The 18,623-nt window shown below is 31.6% G+C and carries 16 protein-coding genes; 13 read left to right on the plus strand and 3 right to left on the minus strand.

Annotated features, from left to right (window positions below):
- Positions 1 to 133 precede the first annotated feature (133 nt).
- The 4 genes from lpxD to CLV91_RS08595 all read left to right on the plus strand — a co-directional run bounded on the left by lpxD (position 134) and on the right by CLV91_RS08595 (position 5,326).
- Positions 134 to 1,126, plus strand: coding sequence for a UDP-3-O-(3-hydroxymyristoyl)glucosamine N-acyltransferase (gene lpxD, locus CLV91_RS08580; RefSeq protein ID WP_121066435.1), 993 nt, complete (start codon positions 134 to 136; stop codon positions 1,124 to 1,126).
- 117 nt (positions 1,127 to 1,243) lie between these two features.
- Positions 1,244 to 2,599 (plus strand): DEAD/DEAH box helicase, encoded by a 1,356-nt coding sequence (locus CLV91_RS08585; protein WP_121066438.1) that lies wholly within the window; start codon positions 1,244 to 1,246, stop codon positions 2,597 to 2,599.
- A 38-nt stretch (positions 2,600 to 2,637) separates the two neighbouring features.
- Positions 2,638 to 4,191, plus strand: a complete 1,554-nt coding sequence (locus tag CLV91_RS08590) for an SDR family NAD(P)-dependent oxidoreductase (RefSeq protein WP_121066441.1) — start codon at positions 2,638 to 2,640, stop codon at positions 4,189 to 4,191.
- Between the two features lies 1 nt (position 4,192).
- The gene (locus CLV91_RS08595) at positions 4,193 to 5,326 is read left to right on the plus strand and encodes an MBL fold metallo-hydrolase (protein ID WP_211333205.1); all 1,134 of its coding nucleotides are present in this window, start codon (positions 4,193 to 4,195) and stop codon (positions 5,324 to 5,326) included.
- Here the strand turns inward: CLV91_RS08595 and CLV91_RS08600 are convergent.
- Positions 5,298 to 5,918, minus strand: coding sequence for a pseudouridine synthase (locus CLV91_RS08600; RefSeq protein WP_121066444.1), 621 nt, complete (start codon positions 5,916 to 5,918; stop codon positions 5,298 to 5,300). The two genes, CLV91_RS08595 and CLV91_RS08600, sit on opposite strands and share 29 nt — an antisense overlap.
- A gap of 213 nt (positions 5,919 to 6,131) precedes the next feature.
- Here CLV91_RS08600 and CLV91_RS08605 point away from each other — a divergent pair, with 213 nt between their 5' ends.
- The 5 genes from CLV91_RS08605 to CLV91_RS08625 all read left to right on the plus strand — a co-directional run bounded on the left by CLV91_RS08605 (position 6,132) and on the right by CLV91_RS08625 (position 10,375).
- The gene (locus CLV91_RS08605) at positions 6,132 to 7,256 is read left to right on the plus strand and encodes an SGNH/GDSL hydrolase family protein (protein ID WP_121066447.1); all 1,125 of its coding nucleotides are present in this window, start codon (positions 6,132 to 6,134) and stop codon (positions 7,254 to 7,256) included.
- A 107-nt stretch (positions 7,257 to 7,363) separates the two neighbouring features.
- Positions 7,364 to 8,113: an SDR family NAD(P)-dependent oxidoreductase gene (locus CLV91_RS08610; protein ID WP_121066450.1), complete on the plus strand. Its 750-nt coding sequence runs from the start codon at positions 7,364 to 7,366 to the stop codon at positions 8,111 to 8,113.
- 27 nt (positions 8,114 to 8,140) lie between these two features.
- A complete protein-coding gene (locus tag CLV91_RS08615) occupies positions 8,141 to 8,440 on the plus strand; it encodes a carboxymuconolactone decarboxylase family protein (protein WP_121066453.1) in 300 nt (99 codons plus the stop codon).
- A gap of 7 nt (positions 8,441 to 8,447) precedes the next feature.
- The gene (locus CLV91_RS08620; RefSeq protein WP_121066457.1) at positions 8,448 to 9,488 is read left to right on the plus strand and encodes a flavin monoamine oxidase family protein; all 1,041 of its coding nucleotides are present in this window, start codon (positions 8,448 to 8,450) and stop codon (positions 9,486 to 9,488) included.
- Positions 9,489 to 9,499: 11 nt separating this feature from the next.
- A complete protein-coding gene (locus tag CLV91_RS08625) occupies positions 9,500 to 10,375 on the plus strand; it encodes an AraC family transcriptional regulator (RefSeq protein WP_121066460.1) in 876 nt (291 codons plus the stop codon).
- 55 nt (positions 10,376 to 10,430) lie between these two features.
- Here CLV91_RS08625 and CLV91_RS08630 read toward each other — a convergent pair whose 3' ends face one another.
- On the minus strand, positions 10,431 to 13,238 hold the full coding sequence (locus CLV91_RS08630) for a TonB-dependent receptor (protein ID WP_121066463.1): 2,808 nt from the start codon (positions 13,236 to 13,238) through the stop codon (positions 10,431 to 10,433).
- 27 nt (positions 13,239 to 13,265) lie between these two features.
- On the minus strand, positions 13,266 to 14,165 hold the full coding sequence (locus CLV91_RS08635) for an EamA family transporter (protein ID WP_121066466.1): 900 nt from the start codon (positions 14,163 to 14,165) through the stop codon (positions 13,266 to 13,268).
- Positions 14,166 to 14,368: 203 nt separating this feature from the next.
- Between CLV91_RS08635 and CLV91_RS08640 the strand changes: the two genes are divergently transcribed.
- The 4 genes from CLV91_RS08640 to CLV91_RS08655 all read left to right on the plus strand — a co-directional run bounded on the left by CLV91_RS08640 (position 14,369) and on the right by CLV91_RS08655 (position 18,622).
- The gene (locus tag CLV91_RS08640) at positions 14,369 to 16,330 is read left to right on the plus strand and encodes a hypothetical protein (protein ID WP_121066469.1); all 1,962 of its coding nucleotides are present in this window, start codon (positions 14,369 to 14,371) and stop codon (positions 16,328 to 16,330) included.
- Between the two features lie 14 nt (positions 16,331 to 16,344).
- Positions 16,345 to 17,163: a DUF2490 domain-containing protein gene (locus tag CLV91_RS08645; RefSeq protein ID WP_245987163.1), complete on the plus strand. Its 819-nt coding sequence runs from the start codon at positions 16,345 to 16,347 to the stop codon at positions 17,161 to 17,163.
- An 11-nt stretch (positions 17,164 to 17,174) separates the two neighbouring features.
- Positions 17,175 to 18,023 (plus strand): MORN repeat-containing protein, encoded by an 849-nt coding sequence (locus CLV91_RS08650; RefSeq protein ID WP_170146728.1) that lies wholly within the window; start codon positions 17,175 to 17,177, stop codon positions 18,021 to 18,023.
- A gap of 113 nt (positions 18,024 to 18,136) precedes the next feature.
- Positions 18,137 to 18,622, plus strand: coding sequence for an Mpo1 family 2-hydroxy fatty acid dioxygenase (locus CLV91_RS08655; RefSeq protein WP_121066479.1), 486 nt, complete (start codon positions 18,137 to 18,139; stop codon positions 18,620 to 18,622).
- Position 18,623: the final 1 nt, after the last annotated feature.

The raw sequence follows: 18,623 nt of genomic DNA on the forward strand, positions 1-18,623 counted from the left end.
CTCCTTTGTAAAGATTCAAAGGAGCTTTTTTGTTTTTAGCATTTTTCTAACATATTTTAAAATAATTTACATATTAGGATATATTTTATGTAATTTTCATTTTTTCAGTTAAAAAATAACCAATAATTACCATATGCATTCATTCAGTATCCAAGAGATAAACACTATTTTATCTGGAGAATTAATAGGAGATACTTCTAAAAAAATTACAGGACTAAATCAATTAAAAAACGCTACTCCAAATCAAATAACTTTTATTGGGAGTAAAAAACATACATCCCATTGGAAAGACTCTAAGGCATGTGCTGCAATAGTTAGTGAAAACATCAAAGTAGAAGCTAAAGAAAACCAAGCGGTTATTAAAGTAAAGTGTGCAGATTTAGCAATGGCTAAATTATTAGGTGTTTTTAGCCCAGAGCCACCTGTGTTTGAAATTGAAATACACCCTACAGCGGTTATTCATGAAACTGCTACTATTAGTAAAGGAGCACAAATTGGAGCAAATAGCTATATTGGAAAAAATGTTAACATTGCAGAAGGCGTAATAGTATATCCTAATGTTAGTATTTTTGATGATTCTGAAATTGGTGCAAATACAACCATTTGGTCTGGAACCGTAATTAGAGAGCGTTCTATAATTGGTGCGCATTGTATTTTTCATAATAATGTAAGTATTGGTGCAGATGGTTTTGGATATAGACCAAGTGAAGACGGTAGAGGCCTAGTTAAGATTCCACATATTGGTAATGTTGTAATTGGTAATTATGTGGAAGTTGGTGCTAATTCTTGTATAGACAGAGGCAAATTTAGCTCTACCATTCTTGGAGACGGCTGTAAAATAGATAATCTAGTACAAATAGGTCATAATTGTGTCTTAGGTCGTTGTTGCATCATGGCTGGGAGTAGTGGCTTGGCTGGTTCTGTAACTTTGGGAGACGGGGTAATAATAGGAGGTAGCGCCTCAATAAATGACCATACAACTATACACGCTGGTGCAAAAGTAGGTGCTGGTTCTGGTGTGGTTAGTGATGTTCCTGCTGGTAAAACAGTTTTAGGATATCCTGCTTGTGATTCTAGAGATATGCTTAAACAATGGGTAGCACTTAGAAGACTGGTTCATAAATAGACTTTTTTCTTCTATTTTTTTTGATTTCTTACTCTTAATTAATCTTGGAGCAATTATATCTTTTTATTTGTGTAATGTAACACTATAAATGTAGCTATCTTTGCCAAAATTTAGTGTATGCAATCTTTTGATGATTTTAAAATAGGAACGCCATTACGCAATGCAATTGCAGACATGGGGTTTACCCAACCAACACCAATACAATCTAAAGCTTTTCCTGTAATTATGTCGGGTAAAGATATGATTGGTATTGCACAAACTGGAACAGGAAAAACCTTTGCATATATGCTTCCTGTACTAAACACATTGCCGTATTCAGAAGATATTCATCCTAAAGCTTTAGTCATTGTTCCTACTAGAGAATTAGTATTACAAGTAGTAGAAGAGATAGAAAAATTTACCAAATATAAGAACGTAAGAACCTTAGCGGTGTATGGTGGCACCAATATAAATACCCAAAAAATGGCAGTAATGCAGGGTGCAGATATTATTGTAGCTACACCAGGGCGTTTATATGATTTAGTCCTTAGTAGAGCTTTACAGCTTAAAATGATTAAAAAATTGGTGATAGATGAAGTGGATGTAATGCTAGATTTAGGTTTCCGTTTTCAGCTAACAAATATTATGGATTTGCTTCCAAAGAAAAGGCAAAACATAATGTTCTCCGCAACCATGACTAGTGAAATTGAAAGCCTAATAACCAATTTCTTTAAAGATACGCAGAAAGTATCTGTGGCATTAAGTGGCACACCATTAGAAAACATTACACAAAGTTGTTATGAAGTGCCTAATTTTTATACCAAAGCAAATCTTTTGGTAGACCTTCTTCAAGATGCAGAAGTTTTTCATAAAGTGTTAGTATTTGTTTCTAATAAAAAAAGTGCAGACCGTTTGTTTGCGGTTTTAGAAGATATTTATAGTGAAGAAATTTGTTTAATTCACTCTAACAAAACACAAAATTATAGAATACGTTCTATTCGCCAGTTTGATGAAGGTAAAAACCGAATATTGGTAACTACAGATGTTATGGCGCGTGGTTTAGATTTAGAGGAGATATCTCATGTTATAAATTTTGACACCCCATCTTTTCCCGAAAACTATATTCATAGAATTGGTAGAACAGGTAGGGCAGAGAAAAAAGGAAATGCTTTACTGTTCTATACTCCAAAAGAAGCAGAAGATAAAGAGGCAATAGAGAGTCTTATGGATTTTTCTATTCCAAACATACCCTTTCCAGAACATGTAGAAATTTCTGAAAAGAAAACTCCAGAAGAAAAGCCAAAAGTGATGGAGCCTAATAATCCTATTAAAATTAAGGATGAAGATATTCCAGGTGCCAGTTTTCATGAGAAATCAGAAAAAAACAAGAAAACAAACCAAGGAGGTTCTTACAAAAGAACTATAGAAAAGAAATACAAAAAGAGAAAAACAAAAGGAGATAAAAACTATAACAAAAGAAACAAACGTAAATAGGTTTCTATTTTTTAAAATAGTTTTATTGGATATATTTTATGAGTGATAAAGAAGATATAGAAAACTCGAATAGTATTAGTGAGTCCGAAATAGATAAATGTATTTCTGTTTTAGAACATTTAATTAATAATACGGATGAGATTTTTGAAATTTCTAAAGAGAAAAGAACCGCTTTATTAAAAGCTTCGGGTAAACTATCTAGACCTAGTAGAGAGGAATTTTCTAGAAGAAAAAAAGATGCTAAAAAAGCACAAAAAAGAAAACAAGCTGCAAGAGATAAAAACGCCCGTAAAGTAACCGGAATACGTAGTGCTAGAGAGTCTGTAGTTTTTGTAGCTCCTAAACTATTACCAGAAGCGGAGCTTAAAGAAAAAGACCTACAGGAATTAGAATCTCCTAGAAACTGCTATGTATGTAAAACACTTTTTACACAATTACATCATTTTTATGATACTATGTGTACCGAATGTGGTGATTTTAATTATGCAAAACGTTTTCAAACTACTGATTTAGCAGGACAAGTAGCGGTTATTACCGGTTCTAGACTAAAAATAGGATATCATATAACCCTTATGCTTTTACGCGCAGGAGCAACCGTTATAGCTACCACACGTTTTCCTGTAGATTCTGCCTTACGTTTTTCTAAAGAAGAAGATTTTACGCAATGGGGGCATCGATTAAAAATTCACGGATTAGATTTAAGACATATTCCTAGTGTAGAAATCTTCTGTAATTTTATAGAACAAAAATATGAACGCTTAGATATCTTAATAAATAATGCAGCACAAACAGTTCGTAGACCAGCAGGTTTTTATAAACATTTAATGCCTAATGAAGAATTGTCTATAGAAGAGTTGCCTAAATATGCGGCGGACTTGTTACAAGACCATGCCAATTGTTTAACAGAACTAAAGCAATTAAGAACTACTGCTTCTCCAAACCAGAATATGCCTGTAACTTGGCATGGCCCAGAACCTGGTATTGGTATCCGCGCTTCTGCAAAATTATCACAAATACCGTATAGTTTTGACAATTCATTACAAGCGCAAGAAGTGTTTCCTGAAGGCGAGTTAGATGCCGATTTACAACAAGTAGATTTGCGTAAAACCAATAGTTGGAGGCTTAAATTAGGAGAAATAGAAACTACCGAAATGATAGAGGTGCAATTAGTAAATTCAGTTGCTCCTTTTGTACTTTGTAATCGTTTGTCTGAGGTAATGAAGAAAGATAATACAGGTAAAAAGCATATCATAAATGTTTCTGCTATGGAAGGTAAATTCCATCGATTCTTCAAAGAAGATAGGCACCCGCATACCAATATGGCAAAAGCTGCTTTAAATATGCTTACACATACTGCTGCTGGTAGTTTGGCTAAAGATGGTATATATATTAACGCAGTAGATACGGGTTGGGTTACCGATGAAGACCCTGTAGAATTAGCCAAGAAAAAAGAAGAATTGCATGATTTTCAACCTCCTTTAGATATTGTAGATGGTGCTGCTAGAGTAATGGATCCTTTAATAGATGGTATTAACACTGGAAAACACTGGTCTGGAAAATTCTTAAAAGACTACCGACCTATAGATTGGTAAAATGAAGAAAAAAATAGTTAAATTTTTTAAACGTATGCTTGCAGGTATTGGAATAACACTTATTGTTATAGGTATTGGTATAACTTTATTCGTGAATTTAAGTCCAGAATTTGGAGGTTCTCCTTCCAAAGAACAAAAAGAAAAATTTGCAGCCTCTAGTAATTATAAAAAAGGAACATTTATAAATTTGGGAGATGTAAAAATGAATATGAATTTTAGCAATTTTACCAAAATGCTGAAACTATATTTTAGCCCACAACCAAACACAATTCCTAAAAAGGATATTACAGTCCAAAAAATTGACTCTGTTGCAATTGTAGATTATAAAGAACAGACTAGACTAGTTTGGTTTGGACATTCTACTTTTTTATTGCAAATGAATACTAAAAATATCCTAATAGATCCTATGTTTGGGAAGGTTCCTGCACCACATCCATTATTAGGAAATAATAGATTTAGTAAAGAACTACCTATAGAAATAGAAAAATTACCAAAGATTGATGCTGTTATACTATCTCATGACCATTACGATCATTTGGATTATGGTTCTATTCAAAAGTTAAAAGGGAAGGTTTCTCATTTTTATACGCCTTTAGGAGTAGGTGCACATTTACAGGCCTGGGGAATACCAAAAGAAAATATTACAGAACTAGATTGGTGGCAAGAAAATACTTTAGACGATTTAAAATTAGTTTGTACTCCCGCACAACATTTTTCTGGAAGAGGGCTTAACGACCGTGGAACTACGTTATGGAGTTCATGGGTTATACAATCTTCTACAGAAAACATATTCTTTAGTGGCGATAGTGGTTATGGGCCTCATTTTAAAGAGATTGGAACTAAATATGGCCCTTTTGATATAGGATTACTAGAATGCGGACAATATAATAAGTTATGGAGTGAAATTCATATGATGCCCGAAGAAACCGCACAAGCTGGTATAGATATTAAAGCAAAAACTATTATGCCAATACATTGGGGTGCTTTTAAACTTGCTATGCATTCATGGACAGACCCTGTAGAACGTATTTTAAATAAGGCAAACGAACTAAAAATAAATACGATAGTACCGCAAATAGGAGAACCAATTTATTTAAAAGAAAATCCTAAGAACTCTCTTTGGTGGAAAAATTAATTTCTAATAAAGTAGAATTGTCTAGTGGTGCTACTGCACCAGGTATCATATTTTCTAAATAAACATCTCCAATTCTAACACGAATTAGTCTAAGTGTAGGAAATCCAACTGCTGCCGTCATTTTACGTACTTGTCTAAATTTACCTTCTTTTATAATTATACGTACCCATGAGTTTGGGCGGTGTCTTCCTAATCGTATTGCTGCATTTGGTAAAGGCATTTCTGGAAGTTCTATTTGTTTTTGAACCTTACAAGGCTTGGTTATATATTTTTTACCTGAAAAACCTATTTCAACACCTTGTATAAGTTTTGCAATAGCCTCCTCTGTTATTTCACCATCTAATTGTGCTAAATATTCTTTTTCAATTCCAGATTGGTTTATAGTATCACTCCATTTACCATTGGTAGTTAGTAATAATAAACCTTCCGATTTTTCATCTAATCTACCTACTGGCATAATTCCATCAGGAAAATCATATAATTCTCCTAAAAAGCTTTTTTTTCTAGTCTGTTTCTCATTGTTAGATACAAACTGACTAAGAACACCATAGGGCTTGTAAAGTTTTAAAAAAATATCTTCTTTTCGTATCATAAATTAAAGCATCAAATTTCAACAATTAATTTAATAAATACTTATGTTTTTATAATAGGATCATTTCTGGCCTAAATCTTATGATTTACTTTGTAATTTTACTCGATAATCGAGATTTAAATGCTCCGAGGCTTGCCTCGAAATAAAAATTAGTTTCCTAAAAAATGCCTCGTGGGCTTGCCCCAAGGTAGTATACTAGACCATAATATTTATATGAAAAAATCAAACTACTCTAAAAGATACGTATTTGCCTTAGCATTTTTTATTTTAATAAGTTCTTGTAGAGCCCCTAAATCTATAGAGATTGATACCTCAAATGTATTAGTAATCTCTCCTAACCAAGAACATGTCTCTTATGAAGGAAGAATCTTAAGTAACAAAGCAGAAAATGCTAAAGAAATATATTGGCCTGGCTCCTCTATACGCTTAAATTTTATAGGTACTGCAGCTAAAGCTATTTTAGAAGACCAAAATGGAACAAATTATTACAATGTGATAATAGATGGCGTTTTCTCTAAAAAAATTCATTTAGAGAAAGGCAAAAAAGAATATATTCTTGCTACAGATTTGAAAAATGAAAAGCATACGGTAGAGTTGCATAAGAGAAATGATTGGACCTATGGAAAAACTTTATTCTATGGTTTTAATATAAAAGGCGAAAAAACCCTACCTACTACTAAAAAAGACCTTTTTATAGAATTTTATGGAAATTCTATTACGGTAGGCTATGGTAATGAAGATTATTCTGGAGATGATTCTTCTTCTGGAGAAGTATCTAACAACTACTATTCTTATGCGGCAAGAACTGCTAGAAATTTAAATGCAGAATATAGTTGTATAGCTCTAAGCGGAATAGGTTTAAAAGTAAGCTGGTTTAATAGAATAATGCCCGAAATGTATGATGCTCTTAATCCTGAGGACAGCATAACAAGGTGGAATTTTAATAAAAGACAACCAGATGTTGTAGTAATTAATCTTTTGCAAAATGATTCTTGGATTGTAAACAAACCTACTAATGAAGAGTTTATTCGTCGTTTTGGAAAAAATGCTCCATCAGAACAAGAATATATAGATGCTTATGTAGATTTTATAAATAAAATAAAAGGGCATTACCCTAATACTAAAGTAGTATGTTATATGGGGAATATGGATATTACAAAACCAGGTTCTATTTGGCCTACTAGAGTAGCCAAAGTAGTTGCTAAATTTCCAAAAAATGTATACATGACAACCGCTCCATATATAGATACGCAAGGATTGGGACACCCTAAAATAGATGATCATAAAGTATCGGCTGATATTCTAACCTCTTTTATAAAAAAGGAAGTTTTAAAATAGCTTAAAATTCTATTGTTTCCTAAAATTACCCTACTTACTCCTTATTCTACCGTGTATACACTTACAGCTTGTTCTAATTTTACAGTATAAAATTAAAACAAAATAGTATGAAAAAAAGTGCATTAATTATAGGAGGAAGTAGTGGAATAGGAAAAGCTACAGCAAAAAAGTTATTATCACAAGGGGTTCAGGTACATGTAGTAGGTACCAATGAAGTAAAACTAAGCAATTTTGCTAAAGAAGAAAGTGGTTCTTTAGAAACACATAAGGTAGATATTACAAATACGAATGCTGTTCAAGAGCTTATTTCTAAAATAAACAAATTTGATAACTTAGATTATTTAGTAAACGCATCTGGTGTTTTTGGGCCTAAAGCTTTCTTAGACCATACAGAAGAAGATTATAACACCTATTTAGATTTAAATCGTGGGTTCTTTTTTATTACACAAGCCGCTGCAAAAAAGATGGCAGCAACAAAAGGTGGATCAATCGTAAACGTTGGTTCTATGTGGGCAAAACAAGCTGTAAAAGCAACACCTTCTAGCGCATATTCTATGCAAAAAGCAGGATTACATAGTCTTACACAACATTTAGCAATGGAACTTGCAGATAGTAATATTAGAGTAAATGCAGTATCTCCTGCAGTAGTACAAACACCTGTTTATGAAAGTGTTTTTGGAGGTAAAGAAGAGGCTCATGAAGCGTTACAAGGTTTTCATGCTTTTCATCCAATTGGAAGAATAGGTACATCTGAAGATATAGCAAATACAATATCTTATCTTTTATCTGATGATGCTGCATGGGTAACTGGTGCTATTTGGGATACAGATGGTGGTGTAATGGCTGGAAGAAACTAATTTTTTTAACTAAAAAAGTCTTGTATTATGTACGATATGAAACATTTAAATAAATTGGGCGATTTAGGTAAAAATGCTGAAATTGCAATGAAAGCTTTTCAAGAATTTGACAAAGTAGCATTAGAAGATGGTGCTATTCCTAAAAAATATAAAGAATTAATTGCTATTGCTGTGGCATTAACCACACAGTGTCCTTATTGCCTAGAAATTCATGAGAAAAAAGCAGAAGATGCTGGAGCAACTAAAGAAGAACTAGCTGAAGTTACTTTTATTTCGGCGGCTTTAAGAGCTGGTGCAGCAGTAGTTCACGGTACACATATTATGTAATATTTGCATGAAAAAAAATAAATATGTTATTATAGGAAGCGGAGTCTCGGGCTTATTAACAGCAAATAAACTGTTACAAGCAGGAGAGTCCGACTTTCTTATTTTAGAAGGTAGAGATAGAATAGGAGGTAGGGTTTATACTGATACTAGTATAGATGTAGGCGCTACTTGGTTTCAAGGGCATCATGTGTATTTATCTCAATTGCTTAAAGAGCTTACTATTCCAAGTTTTGATCAATATAGTGATGGTAAAAGTGTACTAGTATATAATTCTATGGCTCCTGCTCATTATTTTAAAACAGATACTTCTGGTCCCAGTGCACAAAGAATTGTTGGAGGATCAATTTCTTTAATAAATGTATTAGCTGAAAAAGTAAAGGATAAAATAATTTGCAATTGCAAAGTAAAACAACTAACAGAAAAAGAAGATACTATTGTAATTGAAACTAATACAAATACTTTTATAGCATCTAAAGTAATTAGTACTATTCCACCAAAATTAGCTACGAGTTTAAAATATACTCCGGAATTACCCAAAGATTTAAAAAAGGTAATGGATAAAACACATACCTGGATGAGTAATGCCATAAAAGTTGGCATATCATTTAAAACTCCTTTTTGGAGAACCAAAGGTTTTTCTGGTACTGTTATTGGCCAAATTGGGCCTGTAATAGAATTATATGACCATTCTAATGCAGATAATACGGAGTTTAGCTTAATGGGTTTTGTAAATGAAGGTTTAAGAGGCACTTCTCCAGAGAAAAGAAAATCCCGAATTCTTAAATACTTAGAAACGTATTTAGGGGAAGAAATAAGAGAATATACAAACTATATAGAAAAAGATTGGTCTAAGGATAGATGTACTGCTTGCCAACACTTAAACTCTGTCTACATGAGCCCTGAGTATGGTAATAAAGTTTTTAATTCTACCTATTTTAATAACAAATTACTATTTTCGGGTACAGAAACTTCGGCTCATTATGGCGGATATTTAGAAGGTGCTGTTTATAGCGGTTTACAAGCAGCTAAAGTAATAATGCAAGAATAACTCTATTAGTAATGAGTAAAATAAAGCAATACCACTTACATAAAGAAAATCCCGAAAAGTTACAATTTGGGGTGTATGATTTAGAAAGCTATTTAGAATATAGTGGTTCACATGCTTTAAAAGCCCATTCGCATAGTTATTATCAAATTATATGGATGCAGAATTCAGGTGGCACACATTATATTGATTTTAATGGATACCCTGTAAAAGAAAATTCATTGTTTTTTATTAGTAAAAATCAAATTCACTATTTTGATGGTAAAGCAAATCATAAAGGTGTTTTAATACATTTTAATGACAGTCTTTTTAAACCTACCGATTTGGATATTTTTTTAAAATACCAAGTATTTAATAATTATGAAAGACCATCGTACTGTTTAAAAGAAGAGTCTCTTGCTTTGGTTAATTCCTATATAGATTTAATTAATCTTGAGCTAAATAATGAAAATGCATTTGGGTATCAAGAAGTTATAAGGTCTTTAGTAAAATCTTTATTAGTTATTTTAGAACGTGTTCATAATAAAGAAAACACTTCAGATGTTGGTTTAAACCATCCATATACTAATCAATACATTCAATTTAAAGAACTTATTGAAACCTACTATAATCAGAAATATAAACTTACAGAATATGCATCTCTTTTAAATACATCTACAAAAACATTAACTACTATAACCAAAACCATGGCAAATACATCGCCCGCTGCTTTAATAGCCGAGCGGATTATTTTAGAAGCCAAACGTTTACTTGCATTTACCCCTTTAAAAATAAATGAAATTGGGTATAAACTTGGTTTTGATGATGTTTCTTACTTTGTAAAATATTTTAAAAGGCACCTGAATCAATCTCCAACAGAATATAGAAATCTATTAGAGAAAAATAAATAAATTTCTAAAAAAACTCTACAGCAATTACCTTTTACTTATAAAGTATAATTAACTCTTAAAATGAATAGCTTAATTGTACCATACTTGCTCTTGGTAATACAGGAACTACTACAAAACTTGCATCTGGATTATCTTGAATAAATTCCTTAGTTACACCATTAGCACTAGCTCCAAAACTATTAGCTCCAAAGAAATTAGCCAAACCTTCTGAATTAAACAAGTTTGTAATTAAAAGGTTAGCTTCCAAATTCTTTGTAATAGAATATCCTGCTCCAAAATTAAAAATACTATACGAATCTAATTGAAAAGCATTGGCTACATTCCCCTCTCTTTTACCCATGAATTGCCATTTTAGAAAGGTGTTGAATTTATTATTATCATAAGCTGTACCTAGATTAAACATGCTTGTTGGGTTAAATGGTAAATTATTACCAGAATAATCTAGGATTGTATCATCATCTGTGGCAACAGAACCTGCTGCATCATAAACTTTCCAATTGGTAGCTTCTGCTTTTTGTATAGTTCCACCAAAAGAGAAATTTAAATTAGTACTAAGAGAATATGCAGCTTCCCATTCTAATCCAATAGTAGTGGAAGTATTAAATTGAACAGGGGAATAGAAAACAGTATTTGTATCTTCATCAAACTCGAAATTTGAAGACCCTATATCACTTAACTGACTCCAAAATGCGGTAGTTTGGAGCGAGAAATTTTGCGCATTCCATTTTAATCCTAACTCTGCTTGATTAATTTTTTGTATTTCTCCTTTATTTGGAATTTCTATATTAGAAAAATTGTTAAAGTAATAGTTTAACTCCGGAGCTTTGTTTCCTCTAGAAAACCTAGTAAATAGGGACATTTTATCTGATAAAGAATAGTTTATACCTAAAGAATAAGAAAGGTATTTATAATTAAAATCAAAAGTATCTTGTTCGCCTGTTGGTGTATTTACACTATTATCATAGCTAGTTGTTGCATCCCCATCTATTCCTCCTGGAGTAATAAAAGGAGCATACCTATCTTTAATACCATCATGATTAATAGTTTCCCATCGCAAACCTATATCAAACTCTAATTTATCATTTAAAATAAAACGGTCACTTGCAAAAGCTGCAAATTGACTAACATCTGCTCTTGCATTTACAAAAAACAATCCTCCATAATTACTTAACCCATTAGCATCTGATAACGCCTCTATAGGGACATTAGGGTTTTCTAATGTTACTTGCAACATTCTTGGGTTAGGTTCATAAGTTACAAAACCAAATGTTCCTTGTGTAAAAGTTTCTGTATTTGCCAACCCTAAAGCTACACCAAAGTTTATATCATGTTTTTCTAGCTGTTTTCTAATAGTAAGTTGGTCTATAAATTCTTTAGAAGTATTGTCTTTATACCAAGCAGAAGTTCCCATTATAGCATCGTTTGGTAAAGTGCCTTCTCCAATATATTGAAAAGATTCCCCTGCTAAAATGCCACTGTTATCTACACGAGCCAATTCTTGACCAGATGTTGCTTCTTTAAAAACAACTTGCCCAATAGGGAAGGGGGATCCAGTTATAAAATATGCTAAAGGATTACTTAAAGAAACAAAAGCATTACTTATACTGGTTTGCCAGTTTGCAATTTTATTAGAAAATTTACCATTATTATGAATAGACCAATTGTTGCCTAATTCTTGATTTATGTCTAATCCAAAAGAAATGTCTTGCACTTTTACCCCTTGCGAAGGATCAAAACTATTGGTTTTGTTTTCCGAGATAAATCTGCCATCAGGTATGGTGCCATTATATGCAGGCATTAATAAGGCGGTAGAATTAAAGTCTTGCCCAAATGCTGCTTGTGGCTCTTCCCAATTAGTTGCAGCTACACCAGTATATCTATTTGTATTATCGCTAAGGACTTTTCCATAAAATTTAATAGAACCCTTTTTGGTCTTTTTTATAAGATTGTATTTTATTTGTCCTCCTTTTCCAAAAGTAAAATCGGTATCTCTAATTCCTTGATCTCTTCTATAATGTCCGCCAAAATTAAAATACCAATTATTACCAAGTGTTCCGCCAATAGTACCTTCTACTTTATATAAATTATTATCGTTGCCTTGTAAATTACTCCCCAATCTAATTTTTCCGGATAGTTTTTCATGAACTCCTTGAGATATAAAATTATAGATACCACCAGGTGCATTTAATGCAGTAATGGCACTACTTCCGCCAGTAACAGCTTCTACTCTTTCTGTTGTTATGTCTACTCTATGAAATAGGTCTGGGCCATAATACGAGTGCTGTACTAAACTAACAGGTAAACCATCTTCTTGTAAAGATGCGTAATACCAACCCATATCATCTTCCGCAGAAGCAGATATTCCTCTAGAATATACTCTTGTAAATACTTCCCCTGCAGAAGCATCTACAAAAGTTCCTGGAACTTCACTTAAAAGGTCTGCAGTACCTCTAGGAATACGATTATTAATAGCTTTAGAGGATACTACAGAAACTGTAGCAGCACTAGCCAATAAAGTTTTGGGAGCAAAATTCCCTGTAACAATTACATTATTTAAGTACAGCAAATCTTCTTCTAAGATAAAATTAAATGTATTATTCCCATTATCAACCTTAATAGGTTGTGATACTGTTTTATAGCCTAAATAATTGACTGTAAGGTTATAATTCCCAGTTTTTATATCAGAGAAAAGAAATTCTCCTTTAGTATCTGAAATTATAGAACTATTTGTTGGGGTTATGCGTATTGTTGCTCCTGATAATCTATTTCCTTTGGCATCAGAAATAGTACCAGAAATACTTTGTGCAAATGAAAATTGGAAAAATAAAAAACTACATAAAATAAGTCCTCTAGAAAAATTCATAAAATATAAATATCTATTTGGTTAAAACTAAGAATATAAAATTAGTGCTACTCCTAACATAATACCTATTAGGGGAACAAGCTTTTTTCGTTTATTTTTTTCTTTAAAAACAATACCGCCAATTAAAACTGCTATAAGTATTTGACTTCTTTTTATGGCTGATAATAGCATTATTAAAGCTTCTGGGTCTTGCAGAGCCTTAAAATAAAAATAGTCCGCTGTTTGTAATAAAACTCCAACAAGAGGAATGGTCCACCGCCATTTAAATGCTTTTCTTTTTTCTTTATTTGGGAACCATGTTATGGATAGTATTACTAAAAGTATTAACACGGTATACCAACAAAACCAAAATTGTAAAGTTTGTGGGGCTAAATCTTGGTATTGAATTAAAAATTTATCGTACAAACCGCTAGAAGCACCTAAGAAAGTAGCACCAATAATTGCAAAAATCCATTTATTCTTTTTAAAATTTATACCTTCTTTTTTACCAACTCTAGAATATAGAAGTACAGAAAATATAATAAGAAAAAAACCAATCCATTGTAAAAAATTAGGACTTTCTTGGTATAAGAATATAGCACCTATAAAAGTAAAAAATGGCCCTGCAGAACGTATTGGTGTAACAATGGTTATGGGCAAATGTTTTAATGCTTGGTAAGCCAAAAGCCACGAAGAGGCCATAATCATAGATTTTATTACTATAAAACCATGCACTTTCCAAGAAATATTGGCAACATAAAAACCTATTTTTTGCATATATTCCGGAGATGTTAAAGAACCAATGTAAAATGGCAGTAACAACATAAAACCAGCAATTGTAGTACCTAAAAGCACTGGGAATACTTCATTTCCTTGTACTGCATGCTTTTTACATAAATTATGTAACCCTAAAAATAAAGCCGATAACAGGCCTAAATACATCCACATTCGCGCGAAGATACTTTTTTGAAACGTATTTTTTTGTGTATTTAAACCTAAAAAAATAACAATTCACGAAAACTTTTCACACCATATAATTAACAATATAATACAAGCATTGTTAGGGTTTTATACTATTAAAATTCTATTTTTTTTAAAAGAACATCTAACTTGCGTTTTTTTACGTATAGAATTATAATTAAAACCATTATATGAACCATAAAAGGCTTACCAACCCCTTTTTATTTGGCTTAGTAGTAATTTTATTTTTTTCTAGTTCTTTATTTGGGCAAACAAAACAGTATTCTGGCCCATATGCTATTGAGAAATATGCTGGTATTGCTGAATATGATTATTATTTAGTTTCTAAGGATACTGTTTTAGAAGGTGATTTTAAAATGTATCGCTCTAATCTAGATTTATTAATAAACAAAGAAGATTCTTCCTTTTTATTTGAAGGTGGTTTTAAAGAAAATTATCCTACAGGAGAATGGCTTTTTCAATTCGGAGATTTTAAAACAGATAAAAGTTCGCAACTTGTAAATTACCAATACCGAGTAAATATTAATGGTATTCAAGAAGAAGCAAAGGGTAAAATTAGAGAAGGAAGACCAGATGGTATATGGGTATATACCGTAAATCATATTAAGGATTCTGAAATAGAAAAAACCACCTTTAAAAGTACTATAGAATTTAATAAAGGTGTGCCGCAAAAAGATTTTAGTATAGAAAATGACCAAAATACTCTGGTTGGAAGGTTTTTAAGAAATGGAGTAGCGCATGACCAATGGTCCTTATTCTCTAGTAATGCTATGGGGACTAATGAGGATTGGAATTTTTCTGATGGTATTCTAAAAAACATTCAAATAAATGATTCTAGAAATAAAAGTATTCCCATTTATACACTCAAAAATAAGAATACAAAAACCGTACATTTAGATAAACGTTATTTAAACGCTATTCAATTACAAATAGCATTAAATGGAGAAGATTCTATTTATCATGGTAATATAGAACAGTTATTAAAACAGAATAATGATTACTACAAAAAGATAGATGGGATACTTTCTAACCTAGGAAAATCTACTTTTTCACCAGAACTTAAAGTAAAAGTACCATATTACCCATTAGATTCTGTAGAAATTGGTTTAGTAAAAACTATTGTAGATAAGAATAACTCTTCAAAAAAAATACGTGAAGCTTTATTACGAAATACCCAATTAAATATTTTAAAACTCTCCGATTCTGAATCTTTTTATTACTACAATCTTATAAATGAAATTACCAATACGTTTGTAAACCCAATAGAAAATTTTGTATTATACAATAAGCAACAAATAGTAGAATTTGTTCCAAGAGAAGCAGTTTTACAAAGCTTATGGGAAGATAAAATTCCTTCTTATAAAACAATAACTGTAGCAAATGATGTAAACAATGTAGAAAATAAAAAAACATATGAACTTTATGCCGATAAAGATTTTTCTTTTACTACATCTACCAGTTTAGAACAAATTGCACAAATAGCTTCTAATACCCAAAAAAGCTTAGCACATATTCAAGAAATAGTACTAAATAAATTAACTAAAGAGCAAAGGCAGCAAGAACTAATTAGTTTAGAGGAAACATTAATATCGGATAATACGACATTATCAAATTACATAGATTCTACAGCTAATTTCATCAGCAAAAAATATGTTCCAGCATTGCAAAGTATTAATGCTAAATCTAAAGAACAATTAAGTATTTATGCTACTATAAAAGATAACGGACTTAAATTAGAAAAAGCAAAATCTATCCTTGCGTGTAATAAAACCTATTTAGAACTAGCGAAAACTACAGCTAATATTCCGGTACAAGTAGACAGTCTTCAAAAAGTATATATAGATAAAATTTGGAATCCTTTTACGGCTACTTTAATGGATGAAGTTATAAAAAAGCAAATAACCAATGCTTATGAAAAAGTAGTAATTCCTCATTTTTTAGAGCAAGTAATAAGTAACTTAGATTGTAAACAAGCAGAGGAAATAAATACACAAATAAAAGCAACATATATAGATGTGTTGGCCCTACGAAATAAGGATACTCATAAACTAGAGCGTAAATTAAAGAAAGAACAAAATCCAAAAACGATAATGGAGTTGTTTCATAATTACGCAAATACCAAAGACCACTAAGAATGATACAGTTTATGAAAATTTTTACAGGTATTTTGGTGTTTTTAATCTTAGGAATTTCCAATAGTATACAAGCACAAGAAACAGAAAAAGTATTGCCAAAAGAATCTAAATATAAAGAGCCTTCTACAAAGACATGGATAAATACATACGGTAATATTCGTATTTCTAAACGTCTTTTTTGGATAGCACAAACCCATTTTAGATTTGCAGAAACAGAAGATACTCCTTTTGTTGGCCAGGTAGCACAAATATATAACCGCCATGCCATTGGATATTTACATTCTAAAAAGTTTAATGCTAGTTTAGGTGGTGTTTTGCGACTTAATTTTAATACCGATGAAAGTTCTACAGACCGTAATTTAGTTCCAGAATGGCGTATATGGCACCAATACCAATTTGCTGTTCCATTGTCTAGTATGATGATTTATCATAGATTACGTATAGAACATAGATGGACACAAGGTTTTGAAGAAAATAGCAACTATACATTTAGAAATAGATGGCGCTATATGTTTCGTTTAAAAATTCCGCTAAATAATCATAAACTAAAACCAAAAACTTTTTACGTAGCGCCAGAAACCGAACTAATTATGCAGAGTGGAAAATCTGTTGTAGCTAGCCCAATGGAAGACTTAAGGGTAACTACTACTTTAGGATATATATTAACTCCAAGACTTACCGTAGCTGCAGGAGCAATGTATTCTCAAGGGCAAAATTTAAGTAATGGCGGAGAATATAAACAAAGCTGGGCTATACGTTGCCACCTTTATTTTTCTCCTGATTTTAGAAAAGTACGTAATAAACTACCAGAAATACATTTGGACGATTAAATCCTATGAAAATGAAAAGCAAACAAACTATTTTATACATACTACTGGCAGCTAGCGTAATAACTTCTATAATTTTTATTACAAAAACAGTTAGCACTCAAAAAAAACTAGAAGAAAGTATAGCAGCACAAAAAGAGTTACAAAATAGGGTAGAGGTAGAAGATAATATTCTTGAAGCCGATTCTTTATTAATAAAAGGACAATACAGTAAGGCTTTAAAAGTGTACGACGCACAATTATCTAATAAAGCTCAGTTTAATAAGGAGCTAAAACTTAAAATTGCATTAACTAATAAACTTCAGGCCTTAGGAGATAATCTACCTGCTAAGACAAAAGAGTTTATTCCTGAAAATATAGATTCTTTACAAAACGCAAACAAAGAAAAAACACAAGTATTTACAAGAGAGGTAGATTCTTTAAATTTTGCATTAAAAAAAGCTAGAGTACAAGTAAAACGTATGCGAGCGCAATTACAAGATAATTCGCTAGGAGCATATGTAACTTTTAAAAGCAAAAAAGGAAACTATATTCACTACGTTGGTAAAGTAACTAACCAAAAAGCAAATGGTTTTGGAATAGCAATTTTAGACTCTGGTAGCCGCTATGAAGGGCAATGGCATAATAACCAACGTCATGGTGAAGGTGTTTTTTATTGGAAAGACGGGGAACACTATAAAGGCTCTTATGAAAATGATGAAAGAAATGGAGAAGGAACATATTATTGGACAAATGGCGAAAAATATGTAGGTCATTGGAAAGGAGACAAACGTAATGGACAAGGTATTTTTTATAATAAAAAAGGAGACATAATTACACAAGGAGTTTGGGAAAATGATAAGCTAGTAGAACAAAAAAAATAAAAAAACATACCTGAGACTCAAAAAAAATACTTTCATAGAATCTTCCTAATTATTAATTTTTACCTAAATTATGAGAGAAACTCAAAATTTAAACTACTTAAAAATTAATACTAATGAGAAAAATAGACCAGCTATTAGAAGAATATGGAGAAAGTCATCAAACAAAATTTAATAGAATAGTTCACTATTTTTGCGTTCCTGCAATCTTTTTTAGCCTAATTGGTTTATTAGCATCTATCCCATTAGGAAATTTACTACCAGAAATTATTCCTAACGCATTAGTATCCTATGCACATATTGGTAGCATTGTAATTATATTAGGATTGTTATATTATTTAAGACTCTCTATTCCTTTGTTTATTGGTATGTTACTTTTTTCGGCTTTAGTATTATTTGGTATAAATCAAATACAAGTTCTAAATATAGCACCGCTTTGGGTTATTATGCTTGGTATTTTTGTAATAGCATGGATTGTGCAATTTGTAGGGCATAATCATGAAGGAAAAAAACCATCTTTTTTAAAAGATGTACAGTTTTTAATGATTGGTCCTGCTTGGACAATGAGTCATTTATTTGAAGCAGTTGGAATTAAGTTTTAAA

It is taken from the genome of Maribacter vaceletii, assembly GCF_003634105.1.
Classification (GTDB): Bacteria; Bacteroidota; Bacteroidia; order Flavobacteriales; family Flavobacteriaceae; genus Maribacter_B; species Maribacter_B vaceletii.